Origin of the sequence: Desulfofundulus salinus, assembly GCF_003627965.1 — a bacterium.
GTDB lineage: Bacteria > Bacillota > Desulfotomaculia > Desulfotomaculales > Desulfovirgulaceae > Desulfofundulus > Desulfofundulus salinus.
In genome coordinates, this window is sequence record NZ_RBWE01000001.1 from 1,243,214 (window position 1) to 1,260,976 (window position 17,763).

The following is a 17,763-nucleotide window of genomic DNA, read 5'->3' on the forward strand; positions in this document are numbered from 1 at the left end:
AATCGGTTTTGATGTTAGCCCCGCTTCCCCCCGTTTTCCTCCTGCCTTTCCAAATCCCTTTTCTTTGCCTTCGTTTCCCAGATATCGGCCAGTTCCCGGCCAAAGAAGTGTGACAGCTGCTCCTTTGCTTTTTCATAACTGCCGGCACTGATGAGTACAAAGATGCCTCCACCAATAAGGGTGATGATGATCACCCATACCAGGCTGGACCATACGCCTGGTCGACGGGCTGTCGGGTCGGTCACGGGTTTTTCGTATTCGGGAGCTCCCGGGGTACTGGTGGGTCCGGTAATGCCCAGGATTACCGGGACTGCATCCGCCAGCAGGGCAATCCCGCGCATGGCTTCTTCTTTGCGATTGGTGTAGGTGCCGGCCTCAATTAAAATGGCGGTGGGTAGGAGATCCTGATTATAGTTTCCCTGACCCACAAAAATATCTTTGGCAATGGGCCAGTGCATTTTATTGGCGTAGGCCATCAAGCGTTTGGCAAAATCCAGGTTGGCCGCCATATGGGGATTTTCCCGCCCCACGACAAAACGCATTTGCGCAACATTTTCATTGGAAACGATGCGCCGGTAAAATTCGGGATCATCTACACCGTCCCGATGTACATCAAATATGGCTATGGGGTTTTTTTTCAGCAATTGAACAGCCGTCCGGCGCGAGCGGTAGTAAGCATTGTCGTCGTGGGGGTCATGGGGAGTTTTATCATGCAGGACTCTGGCCCCCTCGCGCGACAATTTACTGCTGTAAGAATCACCAACCTGAAAGATTCCTCCGCGAAAGGGAATGGATGCGCTGCCGTCGGAAGGGACGTACGATTCATCGCTGTGCGTATGATAAATGGCCACCGGTTGATTGTTGCGGGCAGCTGCAGCCACCGGTATTTCCATTCTGGAGAAGAGTTCGTTATAAGCCAGTAACTGCCTATCCATTCCCAGAAAGCGGGCAGTGGCCAGGTTGCCGTCCACTTTTTCTATGCGGTAGTGCTTCCCTTCGGCAGTAATCACCTCATCGCCGACCCGTACACGGCGGGAAATCATGGTGACCGGATTTCCCTCTTCATCCCGAACTACAAATGCTCGCCCCGCTCCCAGTTCATCATCAACAATTTGCCGGACCTGAGGAAAACTTAGAACGGGCAGGGTTACCTCCGGGGCAGTCCACAGGACCAGCATACATAAACCGGCGGCAATCAAACCTGTTCCCAGCAAAACTTTTCCTTTACCTGCCATTTCCAGAACTCCCCTTGGAGGTATTTAACGAACGTACTTCTTGTTTTTTAGTTATCTCCTGTTCCCGACCGGGAAATACGGCATATGTTAAAAACGAATAACTGCAAAAATATTGGACCGGCAAGGCGCATGTAAGTCCGGCTTCCGTTGACGAATATTTCAGTCAAGGCAGGATATTTTGTCTATGGGGTGGAATAAACTTGAGGTGGATTAAGTTACGAGTAAACGCCAGGGAGTGAGTTGTTATGTGTATGGAAAAAAGTGATTGGGAAAAATGCGTGGAGTTTCACGGGCATTCCTGCCCCGGCTTGGCCGTGGGCTACCGGGCGGCAAAAATCGGCCTGCAAGAGCTGACCGGGCACCGCGCGGAGGACGAAGAACTGGTGGCCGTTGTGGAGAACGATGCCTGCGGTGTGGATGCAGTGATGGTACTTACCGGTTGCACCCTGGGTAAGGGCAATTTGCTGTACCGGGATTATGGCAAGCACGTGTTTACCTTTATCTGCCGGGAAAGCGGCAAAGCGGTACGCGTTTCGGTCAAGGGGGCGGCGTGGCGGCAAAACGATGAGTTCCGGGCCTTAAGGGACAAAGTATTCGGCGGCACCGCCGATGAGAGGGAGCGGCAGCTCTTCCGGGAGCTTCAAGAACAGCGCATTCGGTATATTCTCGAAGCCCCTCCGGAAGAGTTCTGTGAGGTACAACATGTGAAGGTAGAACTGCCGCCGAAGGCGCGCATTTTTAATTCGGTAACCTGTGCTTTCTGTGGTGAACCGGTTTCCGAGGCCCGGGCCAGGGTGCGGGACGGAAAATTTGCTTGCATCCCCTGTGCCGGCGAATATACCAGGGGATGGTGAGCCCATATGAGTTATCAGTATCTTCTCTATGATGAAGAAGAAAAAGTCGGCTTTATTTCCCTCAACCGCCCTGAAAAACGCAATGCCCTTTCCCAGGGTCTGTTGGAAGAATTAACCACTCTTTTGCTTAAAATCGGACAGGAGAAAAAAGTTAAGGTAGTGGTGCTGAAAGGCATTGGCAAAACCTTTTCCGCCGGCCACGACCTGAAGGAAATTGCCGACGGCACGCCACAGGATGTACTGAAGCTCTTTCAAACCTGCTATTTGACCATGCGGGCCATCCGGGAAATACCCCAGCCGGTAATTGCCCAGGTGCACGGCGTGGCCACGGCTGCCGGTTGCCAGCTGGTGGCGGCGGCCGACCTGGCCGTGGCGGCGGAGGATGCCCTGTTTGCCACACCGGGAGTGAAAATAGGGCTGTTCTGTACCACGCCTGCGGTTTTCTTGAGCCGCAACGTCGGGAGAAAAAAGGCCATGGAAATGCTGTTGACCGGCGAGTTTATGCCGGCCCGGGAAGCTTTGATCTACGGCCTGGTAAATAAGGTAGTGCCGCCGGGTGAGCTGGAGACGGCCACCAGGGAACTGGCCGGCAAGATTGCCCGGTACAGTTTATCGGCCATTGGTGCCGGTAAAAGGGCTTTTTACCAGCAAATAAACATGGAGGATTTCCAGGCCCTGAACTACGCCACCGAGGTTATTTCCCTGAATACCACCACGGCCGATGCGCAGGAAGGAATCAGGGCCTTTTTGGAAAAACGTGAACCTAAGTGGTCAGATGATTAATTAGGCCGGGAAAATCCCGGCCCTTTCCTTTTATAACCAGGCATCAAGCATCATACTCAAAAAAAGCAGGAACAAGTAGGGGCTGGAAAACTTAAAGAGGAACCAGGCGTTTTGGGGTGTGGGGTGAAGGTATACATAGGTGCTTAAACCCAGGGCCGCCAGGCCGGTAATGATTGCGGTAAGGAGGTAAACCATGCCCCAGGACCCAGCAAAATAGATCAGTATGGATAATAAAACCATCAAAATGACCGTGCTTAAAAGACAGTGCAGGGCCTTTCTGGCTTCACAGACCACGGGGAGCATGGGAACTTTTACTTTAGCGTAGTCCTCCTTGTAAAAGATGGCCAGGCTCCATATGTGGTTGGGAATCCATAATACCACCAGGGCGGCAATGAGAAGAGGCAGCAAATCCACCTTACCCGTTACGGCAGTCCAGCCGAAGAGTGCGGGGAGGCCGCCGGAAAACCCACCCAGGATGATGTTCCAGGAGCTCCTGCGCTTCAACCAGAGGCTGTAAATGCCTACATAACCAATCATTCCGCCCCAAAGGCAGGCAAATGCAATGGGGTTGACCATCCAGCCAAGGATGAGAGAGGCAACGAAGAGGAACAACCCCCAGTACAGGGCCCGCACCGGAGGATTAATTCTCCCATCGGGAATGGGCCGTTTGCGGGTCCGGATCATACTTGCGTCCAGATCCCGGTCGATATAACAGCTGACGGCGTTGGCGCCGGCACAGGCTAAAGTTACCGCCACTGTCGCAGCCACAAATTGAAACATGGGAATAGGTCCGTTTAGGGCAATCGCCACCATCATGGTAGCCAGTGCCGTAAAGACGAGCAGGACCACGGAACGGGGTTTGGTTACTTCCAGGTAAGCCAGGGTCGTAGTCCAAAAATCCGCCCGCACTTTGTTTATACTGGTCTCTATGTTCACTTTTACGTTTCCTCCAATCCAAGTCTACTTATTGCCTATTTTTTTAATAGTTCGTTATATTGTGCATAAATCCTTCTTTAATTGTTTTGATCGCTTACCCGTTATCCGCCCGAACGGGTACATACCGTTGTTGTCTGGACCAGGTTTCCCGAAACGGTACTTGTCAGGTTGCGTGCGGTGCTAAGCATGTACGCCCAGGTATATGTACACCTCACGGTGACAGGACTGGGCGGTACATTGGTGGAACCCCGGGTTGCCAGACCGGAGGTGGTTCTGGCACAAATTCCGTCCCTCATTGAGTTTCTCGGCGATCCGAGGCGCCTCCGTGTACGGCCCGACCCGTTGCTGATGTTCAGGCGCAATCAGGAAGTTTTTTCGAACCTGGAAACAGCGGCGCAGGTTATTCGAGCGGCCGCGGCCATGGGGGTGACCACCTTGAGGTGGAAGCGGGAGTGCTCCATATAAGAATTAACGGCCGGGAAGCCCCGACCACCATTTTAATTGTAGGCGCCTGGAGAAGATTACTGAGCAAGGTTGGCCTCTTTCAAACGACGGTAAATGTACTGGCGGGCCTCATCGCTATCCGGCTCGTCCAGCGGTTTTAAGCGCATCAAATCGGGGGACAGGCGGGCCAGAAATATCCCCGGAGCGTTTTTTTCCACCACCAGGTATACATCGCGCTTTGGTTTAACCGGGACGGCATAGTCTCCTTTGATGGTGGTAAGTACAGGGATTAAATCCCAATTCTCCACGAAAAATTCCACCGCTTCTTCAATGGTAATGTTCACTTTTTAACCCTCCTGTTCACTTTCCAGGTCGCATTGAAGCAGCTGGGCCGGGTCCGCTTTTTCGTAAAAGTGGCGGGAGAATTCCTCGAAACTCAGCCCCAGGGCATTGGCCCATTTCTGGGCCACGCATAAACGGGGGTATTGTTGACCTCTCTCGATGGCCAGCAACTCCCGTACGGTAATCCCTACCCGGGTGGCCATGGCTGACGCCGTGAGCCTCTGGCTTTTTCTTACCTCTTCAAGGCTCATTCCTCACCACCCTCTCTCAGGGGCAGGGTGAAACTGGCGCCGGCCGGCGCAAAATGGAAGACGGGACCGAAAATAGCGGCAAGACGGGCTGCGACAGGCAGGCCGGTGCAGTGGTTGGCCGCCAGGAACTTCAGGTCGAGGTTCTGCAGGTAGGCTATGGTAGCCTCCTGTTGTTCTTTAGGTGCCGGTCCCAGGTGGGTGCCGCCGATGATGCCGTATATGCGGTCGACGCCGGTTACCTGCCGCGCGTGTTCCACGATATTCACCACTCCCGCGTGGGCACATCCCAGGATTATCACTACCCCCTCTTCCGTAACGCAGTACAGGCTCATGTCATCACGAAAGGGATCGGGCACCCTGTGGCCGTTTTCCAGGCAAAAGAGGCGGCTGTCTCCCTTTTCGAAAGTGGTCTTGCGCGGGACTTCACCGCTGACCCACAGTCCGGGCGCGATTTGCTGCGGTTCCTGCTCAAAGATGAAATCTGCGCCCAGGCTTTCCAGTTCCTTCCGTCGGAATGGCACTCCGATGTACTGTTCCTGGGGCTGGGAAACGTAGTGCAATGCAAAAAAGTCGGGATGGACGTAGACGGGCAAACGGCCCCGCAGGCGAAGGAAATCCCGCATGCCTCCGCTATGATCGTAGTGGCCGTGGCTCATTACCAGGGCGTCGACCTCCTGCAGGTTGATCCCCAGGGCGGCGGCGTTTGCCAGGATATTTCCTCGTTCACCGGTGTCTAAAAGAACCTTTGTTCCGGCCGTTTCCACCAGCAGGGCCAAACCCCATTCTCCCGTCAAACCCAGGGGCAGGCCTACGGTATTTTCGCTTAGAACGGTTATTTTAACCATCACCCTATGCACCCCTGCAATTAGGATTTACAAATGACTTTTCTAGGCTAACTGTAACACTCATTGCTTCTGCAGTCAACTGTTGGAGAACGGTAGTCTGCTCGGCTCAAGGTCGCTCGCTTCGTGCAAAACGGCGGCCATTTTGTCCGCTGTTAGTGGCGCTGAATGCGTCATGGGCGCCTACTTAAATTTTACACGGCCAGAACGGTATCGGTGACCGCCCGGGCGGGCAAAAATCCCCAGAATTTGGGAGATGCTCTTGCACAGGGCTCACCCGATGATCACCCTGTTTACAGAAATATCCCATTCCTTTTAAAATTTGAGCATAAATCCGCAATATTGTTCGAAAAAGGAAGGTAATGGCCATAATTAACGTTTGCTCGTAAGTACAGGCCTTTGATAAAGTTATAATAATCTACCATAAGCTTTTGCGGGGGGAGGAAGCCGCGTGGAAGCAATAGCGGCCAGCAAGCTGGATCCAACCTTCATGAGCGAGGTTGTCTCAAAGTTCAGGACGGACAAGGAGCCGACGGATCTTTACAACTGCCTTACCTGCGGCATGTGCAGTGCCGGTTGCCCCTATAACGGTGTGCACGACCATGCCGACCCGCGCAAGTTTATCCGCCAGGTAGCCCTGGGGATGCGGGACGAGGTGCTTGCGTCTACTTTTATCTGGGCCTGTACCATGTGCGGGCGCTGTACCTTCCACTGCCCGATGAATGTGGATATTGCCGGTCTGGTGAGAACCATTCGTGGTAATTTTGGCCTGCGGGCACCTGGCTTCTTGCAGGACGTGGTGGATGCGCAGATCCGTACCGGTAACCAGATGGAGGTAACAACGGAAGAGTACCTGGAAACCCTGGAGTGGATGGAGGAAGAGCTGCAACAGGAAGTGGGGGATCCCAATGCCAGAATACCCGTGGACCAGGAAGGGGCAGAGTTCCTCTTCATGTGGGACCCCCGGGAAATCAAGTACTACCCCCAGGATGTGCAGAGCATTGCCAAAATTATGTGGGCCGCAGGGGCCAGCTGGACGGTCAGCAGCCGCTGGTGGGACGCCACCCACTATGCCCTGTTCAATGGTGATGACGAGGCATCGACCGTTATGGTACGGCGTACGATGGAAGAGTTTGAACGCCTGAAAGTGAAAGAAGTGGTCATTACCGAGTGTGGACATGCTTTCCGGGCGCAGCGGTGGGGGCGTAAAGTGTGGCTTAACGCCGACTACCCCGTGCGCAGCTTTGTCCAGCTGCAGGCCGAGTGGATCAGGGAAGGACGTATCAAACTTGATCGCACCAGGAACACCGAACGGGTGACCTTCCACGATCCCTGCAACCTGGTGCGCAAAGAGGGAGTTGTGGAAGAACCTCGCTATTGTCTGCAGCAGGCGGTCATGGACTTTGTCGAAATGTGGCCCAACCGGCAGTACAACTATTGCTGCGGCGGCGGTGGCGGCCTGCTGGCCATGGGTAAAGATATTTACCCCTACCGGATGGCCAAGGGTAAGCTGAAAGCCGAGCAAATCAAAGCCACCGGTGCCAAAATCGTGGTGACACCCTGCCACAACTGTTACGACCAGCTGAACGACATCATTAAGTACTACAAGCTGGACTGCAAGGTAAATCATATTCACCACCTGGTGAGCAACGCCCTGATCTTGCCCAGCAAAGCGGAAAGGGAGCAATTGAAATAATATCCTGTTTCATGGTGAAAGGCGGGTGATGGGAGTTATCCAAAACTTTTTAATTTGGATTTCGTAAAATGGCCGGGGGAAAATTCTCCTGGTCGTTCCGGCAAGGGAGACCTGCCCTTACCCCTGCCGGAAACCTCCCTTCAAAGGGCACATTACCATCCCACAATGATTTAGTCTGGCCCCGGTACGTACGTTTTTGCCGGGCTTTTTTTTGCACTTCGGGGTGTGATCCGGGCAGCGGCAAGGATACCGCATTGATCAGAAAAACAACTTCTGCGGTTGGAGCTATTGCTTCTTTGCTTACGGGATGTTAATATGGACATATGTAAAGTTAGATCGAGGGCTGGAATGTATGAATGTCACAGCTGAGCAAAATATTATCCCGGTTATTTTAAACAGCATTAGTGATGGTGTTTTTACAATTAATTCCGATTGGCGCATCACTTTTTTCAACCGTGCTGCGGAGGAAATTACCGGGGTGTCCCGGGGAGAAGCCGTCGGGCGTTTTTGCTGGGAAGTTTTTCGGGCCAGTATTTGCGAGAGGGAATGTGCGTTAAAACACACCCTTGAAACCGGTTGTCCGGTAGTGAACAGGGCTGTTTATATTGTCAATGCTTACGGTAAAAAGGTTCCCATCAGCATCAGTACCGGTATATTGAGGGATGAGTACCAGCAGGTGATTGGCGGTGTGGAAACCTTCCGGGATCTCTCCCTGGTGGAGGAATTACGCAGAGAATTGCGGGGGCGGTATACTTTTGCCGATATCATTAGCAAAAACCACCGGATGCAACAAATTTTCTCCCTTCTTCCGGACATAGCGGAAAGTGATAGCACGGTGTTAATTGAAGGGCCGACCGGTTCGGGAAAGGAACTTTTAGCACGAGCCATACACAATTTAAGCCCTCGCAGGGACAAACCCCTGGTGGCCGTAAATTGCGCCGCCCTTCCTGATACCTTGCTGGAATCTGAGCTTTTCGGTTATGAGGCAGGGGCCTTTACTGATGCCAGAAAAAGTAAACCAGGCCGTTTTGCCCGTGCCCAGGGGGGCACCCTTTTTCTTGATGAAATTGGCGATATTTCTCCGGCTCTGCAGGTTAAACTCCTGCGGGTTTTACAGGAAAAAGAGTTTGAGCCCCTGGGTGCGGTGCGCCCGGTGAAGGCCGATGTGCGGATACTGGCAGCTACCAATAAAGATCTGGCCGAGCTGGTGGAAAAGGGGTTGTTTCGTCAGGATTTGTACTACCGGATCAATGTAATTAAAATTACGTTACCCCCCTTATCCGAACGTAAGGAAGATATTCCCTTACTCGTAGAGCATTTTATCGACAGGTTAAACATTCTGCGGGGTAAAGCCATTGACGGGATTTCTGAAGAAGCCCTGGCCCTGTTATGGCAGCACGACTTTCCAGGAAATATCAGGGAACTGGAAAACATCATCGAACATGCCTTTATCCTGTGCAAAGGCGGGCTCATTAAGCCGGAGCACTTGCCCGCTTATCTACAGGCCGTTTCTGACCGCTCCTGTTCCGGGAAAGGCAAAACCTTAGCCGAAATGGAAGCCCGGATGATTTATGAGGCGCTTGTTCGGAACCAGGGAAAACGCAGTCTGGCGGCCAGGGAACTGGGTATTGATAAGACCACGCTGTGGCGGAAAATTAAGCGATATGGCATAAAGATTCCAGCCAGTGACCATTTAAACAGGGTAGAATAACGTTGCATTCTGCAATGGTTCAGGTGGTTAATCCGGGTGCATTTTGCACCTTTTTTGTTTTGCCCCAATATTATCAGCCGGAAGGAACGTTCGGCTAAAGCCAGGGGCAGCTATTTTATCCCGATTTTTTAGAGGCAGGTTGTTTTGTTGGCATAAGTTTTGCAATCAAAAGTTACGAAAGGGTAAACAGTTTTAGTAAAAGTTCAGTAAAACCGCCGTTAACTGCAAAGGAACGGCGTTGTCTAGAGCGAACGATTTTGCGGAGCGCCGGTAACAGCACCCGGTGAAGCGAGGCTGCCGGCTCGGCTCTCGAGGACGCATGATGAACTGTTCGGAAGAAGACTCCGAAAACATATTAAGTCAGGATGTAATAACGAAGAATGATTAGTGGCGGGCAATCCGCAGAGAGCCAGAGCCGGCCCGAAGCGAGCCGCGGTGCGCATCTTACGCGGAGCATATGAGTAAGCGGGACAACGCCGTTCCTTAAGCGGGTTGACTGAACACTCACCTGTTTTAAAACAGGCTCTAATCTAACGGGGTGTAACGGTCAATGAGAGTTGCTCTCGCCAGGTGGGGCAATCGCATATCTCCCCTCTTCGATGTGGCTCAAGAAACGCTGATGGTGGAAATCAGCCGGGGACGGCTCATTTCTCGAAGGCAAGTAAGGCTGGATGATTTGGGCTGGCCTTCCCGGGCTGAGCAATTGGTTTGTCTGGGTGTAAGAGTACTTATTTGCGGCGGCATAAGCAACTTTCTTTATCATCAGGTAGTCGCCCGGGGAATACAGGTAATTCCCTGGGTGACGGGTGATGTGGAGGAAGTTTTACAGGCCTATCTTCAAGGCCAGTTAAACCAGGAAAGATTTGCCATGCCCGGTTGCCGCAGGTGGCGGCATCGCCACCGCGGGGGGCGGTGGGGGAGGTGAAAACAAGTGCCCGGGTTTGATGGAAGTGGCCCCCGGGGAGCCGGTCCCATGACCGGTCGAGGTCAGGGCTATTGCATCGTTCCCTTAACGGGAGGCTTGTCTCAGATTCCTGCCATAAGGCCGTCTAAAGCTAAAGGTGGCAGGGGTAGGAGGAAGTTTCTTTTTGAACTCTGCACTTACGGGAGAAAAAACAAAAACAGGTTTATGGGTTAGGAGGTTGATGTGAAATGCCACGTGGAGACAGAACGGGTCCCTGGGGTATGGGTGCGATGACCGGCAGGGCGATGGGGTACTGTGCCGGGTACAGCGTGCCCGGGTTTGCCAGTGCGCCGGGGTGGTGGTGCCGTCCCCGCCGGGGTTCCGGTTGGGGTGCGGGGCGCCGTAGCCGTTTCTGGTGGGGTGGTTTTCCCCCGGCGACTGGTACGCCGTATGTGCCCTATTTCCCGGCTCCTCCTGAAAATGAGCCCGGTGTGTTAAAAGCGCATATTTCCCATCTCGAAAATATCTTACAGGCATTTAAACAGCGCCTGGAGCAAATTCAAGAGAGGAGCAAAGGACAAACGGAACAGGAATAATCAAGCAAAGCCGGTAGTGTTAAAGCTGCCGGCATATTTTTACCGGACTAACTACAGGCATTTTATGCCAATCTGTTATTGACAATAGTTCATATATCCCTTTAAAATAACATATGACCAAAAGCCACGGACAGCTGTCTTAAAAAGAAAAGAGGTGGGTTCCTTGGAGAAAGGAACGGCCGCAAAAATCGAACGGTTGAAAAAGAATGGATTGCGTTTAACTGTTCAGCGGGAAGTGATTTTAAACGCTTTAATAGCAAAAAGTAATGAACATCCCAGTGCGGAAGATTTATTCGAGGAAGCCAGGCAAAAATGCCCCGGCATCGGGCGGGCTACCGTTTACCGTACGTTAAGGCTTTTCCACCGGTTGGGTTTGGTACGTCGCCTGCAGCTTATGGACGGTTCCTTCCGTTACGAAATAAACGGTGATCCCCATGCCCATTTCATTTGCCTGGGCTGTGGCCTGGTTTTTGAACTGGAAGCCTCACCGGTGGTGGAATTGTCTCCTTCCCAAAGACAGGATTTTCAAATTATCGGTGCCTCCTTAAAGCTCTTTGGTTTTTGTTCGCAATGCCACGCGCAGGGGCAAAAAGTGCCGTCCTTTGATCCCCCCGGGGCACAGGTAGTGGCGGAACAGGGGATGAACAAGGGAATATCTGGTGGTTAGCGGCCCTCCTCAATTCAGATACTTATGGACAGACAGCAGGTTTCGCTGACCGGGCAAAGGTTATAACCTTAAGGGAATATGATAATTGCCCCGGTACTTTGGTAAATGGCGGCCTGTCTTAGTGAAATTATGTTAAAGAAAATACACCCTTATAAATCGAACATAAATTCATTACATGCCTTAATGGGGAAGAATATGGTCATAATTAACATTTGTCCGTTAGACGAGCCTCTGGTAAAGTAGAACTAATAATCACAATGTTTTACTAAATCTTAAATTATCGAGGAGGGGGACGCATTTTCGTACAGCCCGGTAGAAAAGGTTCAAAGGGGCGGGAAAAGCTTTATCAGAGGTTTTTAACGTCTTCCTGCAATTAACCTGTTTAATGTTTAAGGAGGTCAGATAAATGCCAAGGTTTAGGGATCCCCAGCTGACCAGCCGGCCTTCGGATAAGACCCCGCGGGTCATTGATCCCAAGAGTGTCAGGCGTTCCGTTGATCCGGCTGTCCTGGAAATGATTGATGTAGCCAAAGAGCAGGGTGTGATTACCGCCTTTGACCGGGTGGTGGCCCAGCAGCCCCAGTGCCAGTTTGGATATAAGGGCATCTGTTGTCGTATTTGTATGATGGGTCCCTGCCGGATTAAAGCGGAAGAAGGGCCGGCGAGCAGGGGTATATGCGGTGCCAATTCCTGGACCATTGTGGCCCGCAGTGTGGGTGTAATGATCCTCACTGGTTGTGCCTCCCATGCTCAACATGGTAACCATATAGCTCACACGTTGGAAATGATTGCTGAGGGGAAAGCTCCCGACTACTCCATTAAGGACCCCGAGAAACTGGTGCGCATTTGTAAGAAGGTGGGGATTGAAACCGAAGGCAAAGAAACTTTGGCTCTGGCGAAGGAGCTGGCTGAAACAGCCCTGGAGGACTTCCGTCGCCTGAAGGGAGAAGGGGAAGCTACCTGGATAGTGAAGCAGCAAATCCCTGCCCGGGTAGAAAGGTACAGAAGCCATATGGTCATGCCCCACGGGATTCATGCCACCATTTCCGACCTGGTTACCCAGGCCCACGTGGGGATGGATAACGACCCGGTAAACCTGGTATTCAGCGCCGTACGGGTAGGCCTGGCCGACCTGGCCGGCAAGTGGATTGCGACCGACCTTTCCGATATTATTTTCGGTACTCCCCAACCTGTTGTCAGTGAAGCCAATATGGGGGTTTTAGACCCCAAAAAAGTCAATATTGTTGTGCACGGCCATAATCCCCTCTTAAGCGAAATGATTGTGGCTGCGGCCCGGGAATTGGAAGACGAAGCCAGAGCCGCCGGTGCTGCCGGTATTAACCTGGCCGGTATTTGTTGTACGGGAAACGAAGTGCTCATGCGCCAGGGTATTCCCATAGTGACCTCCTTTGCCTCCCAGGAACTGGCCATCTGTACCGGTGCTGTTGATGCCATGGTGGTGGACGTGCAGTGCATCATGCCCGGTTTAAACACGGTGGCCCAGTGCTTTGGAACCAGGTTGATTACCACTTCGGATATTGTGAAGATTCCCGGTAGCATGCACATTGACTATCAGGAGGCAACGGCCATGGCCAACGCTAAAGAAGTCATCCGCCAGGCCATTGAAGCCTTTAAAGAACGGGGAACCCGTCCGGTACACATTCCCAATGTAAAGAACAAAGTGGTGGCAGGCTGGAGTTTGGAGGCTATCTTTGAGCTATTCAAGACTGTTAACCCCGATAACCCGGTACGGGTGCTCAACGAAGCCATTCTTTCCGGGGAACTGAAGGGTGTCATTCTCATGGCCGGGTGCAACAACCTGAAAACCTTCCAGGATCAGGCCCACCTGGATATCACCAAAGCCATGCTGAAAAATGATGTTTTTGTTATTTCCACCGGTTGTAATGCCCAGGCGTGCGCGAAGGCGGGCTTGATGGATCCGGCTAAAGTGGATGAGTTTTGCGGTCCCGGGTTAAAGAAATTTTATCAGCGGATCAGCGAGAAGGCCGATCTTAAGTATGGTTTGCCACCTGTGTTCCACATTGGTTCCTGTGTCGACAACTCCCGGGCGGCCGAACTCTTAATGCTGATGGCCGAAGATCTCGGTGTAGATACTCCCAAAGTGCCCTTTGTCGCCTCAGCCCCGGAGGCTATGAGCGGTAAGGCTACCAGTATTGGTACATGGGCTGTAACCATCGGCTTGCCCACTCATGTGGGAACTATGCCGCCGGTAGAGGGTTCCGACCTGATCTATAGTATTTTGACGCAAATTGCCGGAGATGTATTTGGCGGTTACTTTATCCTGGAACCCGATATTGAGGTGGCCATACAAAAACTGCTCAATGCACTGGAGTACCGTACCTGGAAGCTGGGTGTGCATCGTAAAGTAGCAGAAGACTTTGAAACCGCTCTCTGTCAAAACTGGTAAACCTGGGGCGGAGGAGGGAAAATAATGGCCGAAGCCATTAATTTTGACCAGATATTTGAAGGGGCTGTTGAACAGGGTAAGGAGCCAAAGAGACTTTTTAAAGAAGCCTACGAAGGGGCTATTACCGCTGTAAGTTATGCTGAGATTTTGCTGAACCAGGCTATTCGCCGGTATGGCAAGGATCATCCCGTAGGATACCCCGATACTGCTTACTTTTTGCCGGTAATCCGGTGTTTAAGCGGTGAAGAAATTAGGACCCTTGGGGATTGCGTGCCCGTATTGAACCGGGTCCGGGCGGCGATGAAAGAGGAAAAAACCTTTGCCAATGCCCGCCAGTGGGGAGAAGCCACCTGGTACGCTGCAGACATTATCGAGGCTATTCGCTACCTCCAATATAGCCCGGAGAATCCCCTGCATGTTCCACCCTGGACCGGTTTTATCGGCGACCCGGTGGTGCGCCAGTACGGCACCAAGATGGTGGACTGGACCATCCCCGGCGAAGTCCTGATCCTTGGCCGGGCCAGAGATCCCAGGGAGCTGGCCAGGGTTGTCAACAAGTTAATGGGCATGGGCTTCATGCTTTTCCTCTGCGACGAGGTTATCGAACAGTTGTTGGAGGAAGGAGTAAAGCTAGGCGTCGACCTGATTGCCTACCCCCTGGGCAACTTCACCCAGGTGGTCCACTGCGCCAACTACGCCCTGCGGGCCGGCATGATGTTCGGCGGCATCAAGCCGGGCTTAAGGGATGCCCAGCGGGACTACCAGCGCCGGCGGATCCGTGCTTTCGTGCTCTATCTGGGCGAGCACGATATGGTCAAGACGGCCGCCTGCATGGGGGCAATCAACATCGGCATTCCCATTATCACCGACCAGCCCTTGCCTGAAGACAAGCAAATAAAAGACTGGTTTATCTACGAGCCGGATCTGGAAAAAGCCATCCAGCTGGGTATGGAGTTGCGTGAAATCAAAATTACCAGCATAGAAATTGATGCACCCATTACCGTGGGCCCGGCTTTTGAGGGTGAGTCCATCCGCAAGAAGGACATGTATGTGGAATTCGGCGGGACCAGGACTCCTAGCTTCGAGCTCGTGCGCATGGTCGGTCCGGACGAAGTGGAAGACGGCAAGGTGGAAGTGATTGGTCCCGACATCGACACCGTACAACCGGGAAGCGCCATGCCCCTGGGTATCATCGTGGATGTTTACGGGCGTAAGATGCAGGAAGACTTCGAGCCCGTGCTGGAGCGGCGCATACATTACTTCACCAACTACGGGGAAGGTCTGTGGCACGTGGCCCAGCGGGACATCATGTGGGTGCGCATAAGCAAGGGTGCTTTTGAAAAAGGCTTCCGCTTAAAACACCTGGGCAATATCCTCTACGCCAAGTTCAAGTCGGAATTTGCCGCGGTGGTAGACCGGGTGCAGGTAACCATTTACACCGACGAGCAAAAGGTCCTGGAGATGCGGGAACTGGCCCGGCAGTACTACAAGAAACGGGACGACCGGCTCAAGGAGCTGCGGGATGAAACCGTGGACACCTTCTATTCCTGCACTCTCTGCCAGTCCTTTGCCCCCACCCACGTGTGCATCGTTCCTCCCGAACGGACGGGCCTGTGCGGTGCGGTGAGCTGGCTGGACGCCAAGGCTTCCTACGAAATCAACTCCCACGGGCCAAACCAGCCCATCAAGCTGGAGGGGTTGATAGATCCGGTCAAAGGACAGTGGAAGTCGGTCAACGATTTCGTATACCAGAACTCCCAGCGGAGCATTCAAGTGGTAAACTTCTATACCATTATGGAATATCCAATGACTTCCTGTGGCTGCTTTGAGTGCATACTGGCCATGGTGCCGGAGTGCAACGGCTTTATGGTGGTCAACCGGGAGCACGGTGGCATGACCCCCTCGGGGATGACCTTCTCCACCATGGCCGGCACCATTGGCGGCGGTGCCCAGATGCCCGGGTTCATGGGCATCAGTAAGTCCTACCTGGCGTCCCGCAAGTTTGTCCCGGCCGACGGCGGCCTGGCCCGGGTGGTGTGGATGCCCAAGGCCCTGAAAGACCAGCTGCGGCCGCAACTGGAAGAAGCCGCCGAAGCAGCCGGCCTGGGTAAGGACTTTGTGGATAAGATTGCCGATGAAACTGTGGGCACCAGCGGCGAAGAAATCCTGCCCTTCCTGGAGGAGAAGGGGCATCCGGCCCTGAGCCTCCCGCCGCTGCTTTGAGAAGTGAGATGCGAGAAGTTGGAAATGAGATTAAGAGGGGATTGGCCTTCGGGGCCAATCCCGTTAAGAATACCAGTTCTGTGCTTTCGGGTTTCTAACGGGGTTAAGCTCCCTTGGCAGAGCTTTAACCTTCCCGGCCGTTGCGAGTACGCCAATGGCCGGGAAATAAATCTCCTTGGCTGTTCCGGCATGGAGCTCGCCCTTCTCCATGCCGGATACCTCCCTTCGGGGCTTTTCCATCCCACTACAAATGTTGTGTGGCCCGGCGCATTAACAAAGCCGGGCTATTTTTTATGAGGCCCGGCTGTGTATTGGCCAATCTACTCCTTTTGGGTCAGGGATTTAAAGATGGTCTTTACACCGGAAGTGGCCATGCTCATAAACCCCCGGTGTCGTTTGAAGATCTCCTCCAGAGCGGTTACCACCCGGTCGATTTGTTCCCGGGTAACGCAAAGGGGGGGCTCCAGGCGGATAACATTGGGGTTGTTGAGGGTATAGGCAGTAATAATACCGTAGTTATTTAAAAGTTCCCCGGCAACCAGACTGCCCGTATATTCTTCAGCCAGCCTGGTGGCCAGCCCGAAAGTAACTTTGGAGGCCAGCCCGCCGGGTTGGTTGAATTCCAGGCCGATCATCAGGCCCCGTCCCCGTACTTCTTTCAGCAGGGGGAAGCGTTCCTGCAGTTCTTTAAGCCGGGCCAGGAAGTAGGCGCCCTTTTCCCGGGCCTGTTCCACTAAATTTTCCTCGTAAATGACCTGGATGGTGGCCAGGGCTGCGGCGCAGGCCATAGCATTGCCCCCGAAGGTAGAAGTATGTAAGAGGGCCTTTTCCATCCCGCCGTAGGCTTTTTTCCAGATTTCGTCGGTGGTGATGTAGGCCCCTACGGGCATCATTCCGCCGCCCAGGGATTTGGCCAGGCACATAATGTCCGGTTCTACATTTTCCGCCTCGCAGGCAAACATATACCCCGTACGGCCGAAGCCGGTCTGCACTTCATCGGCAATGAAGAGGGTGCCGTAACGGCTGCAAAGTTCCCGGGCCTTTCTCAGGTAGCCCGGTGGGGGCACGTTGATTCCTCCTTCGCCTTGAATTGGTTCCACTATAAAGGCCGCGGCCTGCCGGGACTGCAGGGCCTTTTCCAGGGCCTGTAAATCCCCAAAGGGTATGGCCTGGCACTGGGGTAACAGGGGAGCAAAGGGTTTTTGATATTTTTCCCGCCCGGTGACTGAAAGAGCCCCCATGGTTTTCCCGTGGAAGGAACCCTGGCAGTAGATGACGCCGCTGCGGCCCGTAGCTGCCCGGGCCAGTTTGATTGCTCCTTCCACAGCTTCCGCTCCGCTGTTGCAAAGAAAGGAACGTTGCAGCTTGCCGGGGGTTATCAGGGCAAGATTGTGGGCAAGCGCGGCGGCAAGAATCCCCAGGGAAGCCTGGAGAATGTTGGGCAATGCCTGGACCCGCTGCAGGGCGGCCAGTACTTTGGGGTGATTGTGTCCCAGGTTCAGGGCACCGTAACCACCCAAAAAATCGAGGTATTCCCGGCCCTGACTGTCCCACACCGAAATGCCCTGCGCCCGCACAAACAGTTTGTCAAAGCTTAGCAGTTCCAGCATGGTGGCCAGGCCGGCGTTGAGGTACTTTTTATGGAAATCCTTAACCTGTGTCCTGTCCAGGGAGAGGGCCTCCTGGAGATCCAAAAGTCCTGCGGGTTGGCCCGCTACAGGTTTGGTGTTTTTCGTCAATTATCTTCACCTCTCACCGGTTATATTAAATAAAAGTAAATATCCAGTAAAACCGTTATGACGAGGATGCGGTGTTGTAGGCGCGTGACAGCGCCGCATCCAACCGGGTTCA

General features: G+C 53.3%; 17 protein-coding genes and 1 pseudogene. 11 read left to right on the top strand and 7 right to left on the bottom strand.

Translation table 11 applies throughout. From position 1 onward, the window contains the following. Positions 1-14: 14 nt before the first annotated feature. Complete coding sequence (spoIIP, locus tag D7024_RS06345; protein WP_121451034.1) at positions 15-1,235, bottom strand: stage II sporulation protein P; 1,221 nt, start codon at positions 1,233-1,235, stop codon at positions 15-17. A gap of 245 nt (positions 1,236-1,480) precedes the next feature. On the opposite strand from spoIIP, the gene D7024_RS06350 reads away from it, so the two are divergent. After that, positions 1,481-2,089 carry an FmdE family protein gene (locus D7024_RS06350; protein WP_121451035.1) on the top strand — a complete coding sequence of 203 codons (609 nt, stop codon included), beginning with the start codon at positions 1,481-1,483 and terminating at the stop codon, positions 2,087-2,089. A 6-nt stretch (positions 2,090-2,095) separates the two neighbouring features. After that, positions 2,096-2,872 (top strand): enoyl-CoA hydratase, encoded by a 777-nt coding sequence (locus D7024_RS06355; protein ID WP_121451036.1) that lies wholly within the window; start codon positions 2,096-2,098, stop codon positions 2,870-2,872. A gap of 30 nt (positions 2,873-2,902) precedes the next feature. On the opposite strand, the gene D7024_RS06360 is transcribed toward D7024_RS06355, so the two are convergent. Further along, positions 2,903-3,808 carry a heme o synthase gene (locus tag D7024_RS06360; RefSeq protein ID WP_121451037.1) on the bottom strand — a complete coding sequence of 302 codons (906 nt, stop codon included), beginning with the start codon at positions 3,806-3,808 and terminating at the stop codon, positions 2,903-2,905. Positions 3,809-3,925: 117 nt separating this feature from the next. Between D7024_RS06360 and D7024_RS06365 the strand changes: the two are divergent. Further along, positions 3,926-4,273: pseudogene (locus tag D7024_RS06365) on the top strand (DUF1848 family protein); the annotation flags it as partial. A 56-nt stretch (positions 4,274-4,329) separates the two neighbouring features. On the opposite strand, the gene D7024_RS06370 reads toward D7024_RS06365, so the two are convergent. Genes D7024_RS06370 through D7024_RS06380 form a run of 3 tightly spaced genes read right to left on the bottom strand, consistent with a single transcriptional unit; the run spans position 4,330 to position 5,690 of the window. Beyond that, entirely contained in the window at positions 4,330-4,596 is a 267-nt protein-coding gene (locus D7024_RS06370; protein ID WP_121451038.1) for a hypothetical protein, read from the bottom strand. A 3-nt stretch (positions 4,597-4,599) separates the two neighbouring features. After that, entirely contained in the window at positions 4,600-4,845 is a 246-nt protein-coding gene (locus tag D7024_RS06375) for a helix-turn-helix domain-containing protein (protein WP_121451039.1), read from the bottom strand. After that, the gene (locus D7024_RS06380) at positions 4,842-5,690 is read right to left on the bottom strand and encodes an MBL fold metallo-hydrolase (RefSeq protein ID WP_121451040.1); all 849 of its coding nucleotides are present in this window, start codon (positions 5,688-5,690) and stop codon (positions 4,842-4,844) included. Before D7024_RS06380 ends, D7024_RS06375 begins: the two co-directional genes overlap by 4 nt. Before the next feature lie 448 nt (positions 5,691-6,138). Here D7024_RS06380 and D7024_RS06385 point away from each other — a divergent pair, with 448 nt between their 5' ends. From D7024_RS06385 to acsB, 8 genes are all read left to right on the top strand, one after another. Next, the gene (locus D7024_RS06385; RefSeq protein WP_121451041.1) at positions 6,139-7,383 is read left to right on the top strand and encodes a (Fe-S)-binding protein; all 1,245 of its coding nucleotides are present in this window, start codon (positions 6,139-6,141) and stop codon (positions 7,381-7,383) included. A 352-nt stretch (positions 7,384-7,735) separates the two neighbouring features. After that, positions 7,736-9,094 (top strand): sigma-54 interaction domain-containing protein, encoded by a 1,359-nt coding sequence (locus tag D7024_RS06390; protein WP_121451042.1) that lies wholly within the window; start codon positions 7,736-7,738, stop codon positions 9,092-9,094. 550 nt (positions 9,095-9,644) lie between these two features. Further along, positions 9,645-10,019, top strand: coding sequence for a NifB/NifX family molybdenum-iron cluster-binding protein (locus D7024_RS06395; protein ID WP_121451043.1), 375 nt, complete (start codon positions 9,645-9,647; stop codon positions 10,017-10,019). 6 nt (positions 10,020-10,025) lie between these two features. Next, positions 10,026-10,232, top strand: a complete 207-nt coding sequence (locus D7024_RS15580; RefSeq protein ID WP_121451044.1) for a DUF5320 domain-containing protein — start codon at positions 10,026-10,028, stop codon at positions 10,230-10,232. Between the two features lie 14 nt (positions 10,233-10,246). Then, positions 10,247-10,594 (top strand): DUF5320 domain-containing protein, encoded by a 348-nt coding sequence (locus tag D7024_RS06405; RefSeq protein WP_121451045.1) that lies wholly within the window; start codon positions 10,247-10,249, stop codon positions 10,592-10,594. 163 nt (positions 10,595-10,757) lie between these two features. Continuing rightward, positions 10,758-11,261, top strand: coding sequence for a Fur family transcriptional regulator (locus D7024_RS06410; RefSeq protein WP_165859297.1), 504 nt, complete (start codon positions 10,758-10,760; stop codon positions 11,259-11,261). 406 nt (positions 11,262-11,667) lie between these two features. After that, the gene (gene cooS / locus D7024_RS06415; RefSeq protein WP_121451047.1) at positions 11,668-13,689 is read left to right on the top strand and encodes an anaerobic carbon-monoxide dehydrogenase catalytic subunit; all 2,022 of its coding nucleotides are present in this window, start codon (positions 11,668-11,670) and stop codon (positions 13,687-13,689) included. A 24-nt stretch (positions 13,690-13,713) separates the two neighbouring features. Beyond that, a complete protein-coding gene (acsB, locus tag D7024_RS06420; protein WP_121451048.1) occupies positions 13,714-15,912 on the top strand; it encodes an acetyl-CoA decarbonylase/synthase complex subunit alpha/beta in 2,199 nt (732 codons plus the stop codon). A gap of 63 nt (positions 15,913-15,975) precedes the next feature. On the opposite strand, the gene D7024_RS14770 is transcribed toward acsB, so the two are convergent. Continuing rightward, positions 15,976-16,122, bottom strand: a complete 147-nt coding sequence (locus tag D7024_RS14770; protein ID WP_165859298.1) for a hypothetical protein — start codon at positions 16,120-16,122, stop codon at positions 15,976-15,978. Positions 16,123-16,232: 110 nt separating this feature from the next. Then, the gene (locus D7024_RS06425) at positions 16,233-17,651 is read right to left on the bottom strand and encodes an aspartate aminotransferase family protein (RefSeq protein WP_121451049.1); all 1,419 of its coding nucleotides are present in this window, start codon (positions 17,649-17,651) and stop codon (positions 16,233-16,235) included. Positions 17,652-17,763 lie beyond the last annotated feature (112 nt).

What these genes read in the sequence shown, in the direction of transcription:
- spoIIP (WP_121451034.1), bottom strand. Translation starts at nt 1,235, where the DNA reads ATGGCAGGTAAAGGAAAAGTTTTGCTGGGAACAGGTTTGATTGCCGCC.
- D7024_RS06350 (WP_121451035.1), top strand. Translation starts at nt 1,481, where the DNA reads ATGTGTATGGAAAAAAGTGATTGGGAAAAATGCGTGGAGTTTCACGGG.
- D7024_RS06355 (WP_121451036.1), top strand. Translation starts at nt 2,096, where the DNA reads ATGAGTTATCAGTATCTTCTCTATGATGAAGAAGAAAAAGTCGGCTTT.
- D7024_RS06375 (WP_121451039.1), bottom strand. Translation starts at nt 4,845, where the DNA reads ATGAGCCTTGAAGAGGTAAGAAAAAGCCAGAGGCTCACGGCGTCAGCC.
- D7024_RS06380 (WP_121451040.1), bottom strand. Translation starts at nt 5,690, where the DNA reads ATGGTTAAAATAACCGTTCTAAGCGAAAATACCGTAGGCCTGCCCCTG.
- D7024_RS06390 (WP_121451042.1), top strand. Translation starts at nt 7,736, where the DNA reads ATGAATGTCACAGCTGAGCAAAATATTATCCCGGTTATTTTAAACAGC.
- D7024_RS06395 (WP_121451043.1), top strand. Translation starts at nt 9,645, where the DNA reads ATGAGAGTTGCTCTCGCCAGGTGGGGCAATCGCATATCTCCCCTCTTC.
- D7024_RS06405 (WP_121451045.1), top strand. Translation starts at nt 10,247, where the DNA reads ATGCCACGTGGAGACAGAACGGGTCCCTGGGGTATGGGTGCGATGACC.
- cooS (WP_121451047.1), top strand. Translation starts at nt 11,668, where the DNA reads ATGCCAAGGTTTAGGGATCCCCAGCTGACCAGCCGGCCTTCGGATAAG.
- acsB (WP_121451048.1), top strand. Translation starts at nt 13,714, where the DNA reads ATGGCCGAAGCCATTAATTTTGACCAGATATTTGAAGGGGCTGTTGAA.
- D7024_RS14770 (WP_165859298.1), bottom strand. Translation starts at nt 16,122, where the DNA reads ATGGAGAAGGGCGAGCTCCATGCCGGAACAGCCAAGGAGATTTATTTC.